The following is a 3,119-nucleotide window of genomic DNA, read 5'->3' on the forward strand; positions in this document are numbered from 1 at the left end:
AGGTCGGCCGTGACGGGCGCCATCGTTTCGCCACCGTCGCCGCGACGATAGATGGCGTTGCCGGTCGCCGGGTCCACCCGGAGGAAGTCGTACACGAAGAACGTACCGATCGGCTTGCCGACCATGGCGACGCTGGTGAGGCGACCCGAGGTCGTGGAGTTCACCGGCTGTCCGTCGGAGAGTGCCGTGACGAGGTTGCGGTTCCAGGTGACGTTGAGGTCACTGGTCCATTCGAAGCCACCGGTTCCGGGACGACGGATGTTCACGGTTTGCAGCTGCAGGTCGATGCCGCGGTTGCGCAGCGACCCGACGTTGTCGGCCACGGTGGTGTAGCCGCTGGTGGCGGCCACCGGGCGGTTTACCAGCAGGTCGGCGGTGGAGCGGTTGTACCAGTCCACCACGAGGTTCACGCGTCCGCTCAAGAAGCCCATGTCGGCGCCGAGATCGGTCTCGGTGGTACGCTCCCAGCGGAGATTGGGGTTACCCAGCTGCGACGGCGCGAGGCCGGCCACACCGGCGTACGGATTGGCGGTGGCCAGCGTGCGGCTACCGAAGTCGGCAATCTGCTGATTGCCGGTGGCGCCACGGCTCGCGCGCAGCTTGAGCGTCATGAGGCGCGACAGGGTGCCCGCCCACGATTCGTCGGAGACGGTCCACGCGCCGGAGAGGGCCGCGAAGTTGCCGTAGCGGCTGTTGTCACCGAACCGCGACGAGCCGTCGCGACGCAGGCTGGCGGTAAGCACATACCGCTCGCGCCACGTGTAGTTGGCGCGGCTGAAGTACGACACCAGCGTGTTCTCGGTCTCGCCACCGTCGAAGGTGGAGACCTGCGCTGCGTTGCGCACGTAGCGTTCGAAGCCGGTGGGGAAGCCGGTGCCGGCGACGTAATTGAAGTTGGTGGAATTGCGCTCCTGGCTTGCGCCGGCGGTGATGCGCAGGGTCTGGTTGTCGCTGTCGATCACGTCCCAGTTGCCGAACGTCTCGGCGAGGAAGCGATAGGCGCGGGTGCGTCCGTTGGCCCCTTCACCGCCCACGCTGGCACTCACGGCGCGATCCACCTTGGGGGAGCGCCACCGCAGTTCATCGAGTGCGTAGATGTCGCTGCCGAGGCGTGCGGACAGATTGAGCTTCGGCGTGATCGCGTAGCGCGCCTCCATGTTCCCGAGCGCGCGCAGCGTGTTCACGTTGAGCGCGCTGTAGGTGGCGGTGGCCACCGGGTTGGAGTAGATGAGGCCGTTGGCGATGCCGGCAAAGCCGAACGCATTCCCGCGCACCGGCGAGAAGGGCTGCATGGCCATGGCGTTGGTCACGACGCCGTCGATGTTCTGGTCGCCGGGCACGCGATCGTTGGACTCGCGCGTGAGGCCGATGTTGGAGGTGATGGTGAGCTTGCTGGTAGCCTGCGCGTCGGTGTTGAGGCGCACGGCCTGGCGCTGGTAGTCGGAGCCGATGACGATACCGGTCTGCCGCGTGTCGCTGCCGCTGAGGAACATGCGGAGGCGATCCGTGCCGCCACTCACGCTCATGTTGACTTCGCTCATGGGCGCGGTACGGAACACGGCGTCCTGCCAGTCGGTGTTGATGCTGTCGGTGCCGGCCGGGAAGCGCGGGGCGAGCCCCTGATTGGTGCGCGCTTCGTTCATCACGGTCACGTACTCCGTGGCGTTGAGCAGATCGATCTTCTTCTCCAGCTTCTGCGAGGCGGTGTAGGCACTCATGTTGAAGCGGAACTTGTTGCCGCCGGCGCCACGCTTGGTGGTGATCACGACGACACCGTTGGAGCCGCGCGAGCCGTAGATGGCGGCCGCGGCGGCATCCTTCAGCACGTCGATGGAGGCGATGTCGTCGGGATTGATGCCCGAGATGGGGGTCATGCGCTGACCGCTGGTGCCGGTGATCTGCTCGAAGGTGCCCTGCAGCATGGGCACGCCATCGATCACGTAGAGCGGCTGACTGCCGGCGTTCAGCGAGGCGGGGCCGCGGATGCGTACCGAGACGCCGCCACCGGGCTCACCGCTGTTCTGCATCACCTGCACGCCCGGCACCCGACCCTGCAGCGCGTTGTCGAGGCTCACCACGGGGATCGCGTCGAAGGCGCTGCTGTCCACGCTCGCGATGGCGTTGCTGACGGTGGCGCGTCGGCTGCTGCCGTAGCCGGTGGCCACGACGGTGCTGAGCACCGCGGCCACGGGGCGCAGCTGGATATCCAGTGTCGCCGTCCCTCGCGCCGGCAGTTCGACGGTGCGCTGGAATGCGCTGTAGCCGAGGCGCTGTGCTCGCACGATCACCCGACCGGCCGGGACGCCGGTGAGCTGGTAGGTGCCGTTCTCCGACGTGGCGGCACGAGCGGCGGCACCGGCGACGGTCATCTGCACACCGGACACCGGGCGGCCGGTGGCGGAGTCGGTGACGGTGCCGCGCACGGTACCGGTTGTTCCCTGGGCCTCAAGGGTGTGCGCGGCCGGCATGAACAGCACGGTGGTCAGTGCGACGATGGATGACACCCGCAGTAATGCGGGCGCCCTCCCTGTCACGACAGACCACAACCATCGACGAGTGGGCATATTTCCTCTCCAGGAATTGGAATTGCGAAACCGGAAATCCACCGTGGGTTGGCGAATTGCGAGCGAGTATACGACGTGGTCGCAGACCGTGCGAGCCTTGGCTGTCATCTTCGCCCGAACGTCGATCCCGCACGCAAGGTCCTGGCAACGGTCACCGTCAATGCGCTCCTTTTCCTTCACCGTGTACATCGGGCATCATGGGGCTACGCTGATCCCGTCCCGTTCTTGGCATCGGCCCTCGGCCCGACGCACTTTCTCCCCACGTTTGCACCGGCGTTCATCACGCCCGCCTCTTAGCCCCAGGGTCCCATGTCGATCCGTCGCCGATCAGCGACTGCTGCGCTCCTCACCGTCATCGCGTTGGCCGCCTCAGGCGATCGCGCGCACGCCCAGCCCGCCACCACGCCACTCTGGTCGGGCCGGTTCGATGTGGCCCCCGACAAGGCGCTGCTGGCGTGGGGATCCTCGTTCGCCTTCGACCGGCGCATGTTCGAGGACGACGTGACCGGCAGCCTCGCGTGGGCGGAAGCGCTCACGCGGGCCGGCGTGCTGAAC

At 67.1% G+C, this 3,119-nt stretch carries 1 protein-coding gene and 1 pseudogene; one reads left to right on the forward strand and one right to left on the reverse strand.

The window, feature by feature from the left end:
• On the reverse strand, positions 1-2,504 hold a 2,504-nt coding region (locus ACIQ6O_RS15295; RefSeq protein ID WP_396208642.1), incomplete at its 3' end, for a SusC/RagA family TonB-linked outer membrane protein.
• Between the two features lie 369 nt (positions 2,505-2,873).
• Between ACIQ6O_RS15295 and ACIQ6O_RS15300 the strand changes: the two are divergent.
• Positions 2,874-3,119: pseudogene (locus ACIQ6O_RS15300) on the forward strand (hypothetical protein); the annotation flags it as partial.

The sequence above is a fragment of the Gemmatimonas sp. genome (assembly GCF_044345575.1).
GTDB lineage: Bacteria > Gemmatimonadota > Gemmatimonadetes > Gemmatimonadales > Gemmatimonadaceae > Gemmatimonas.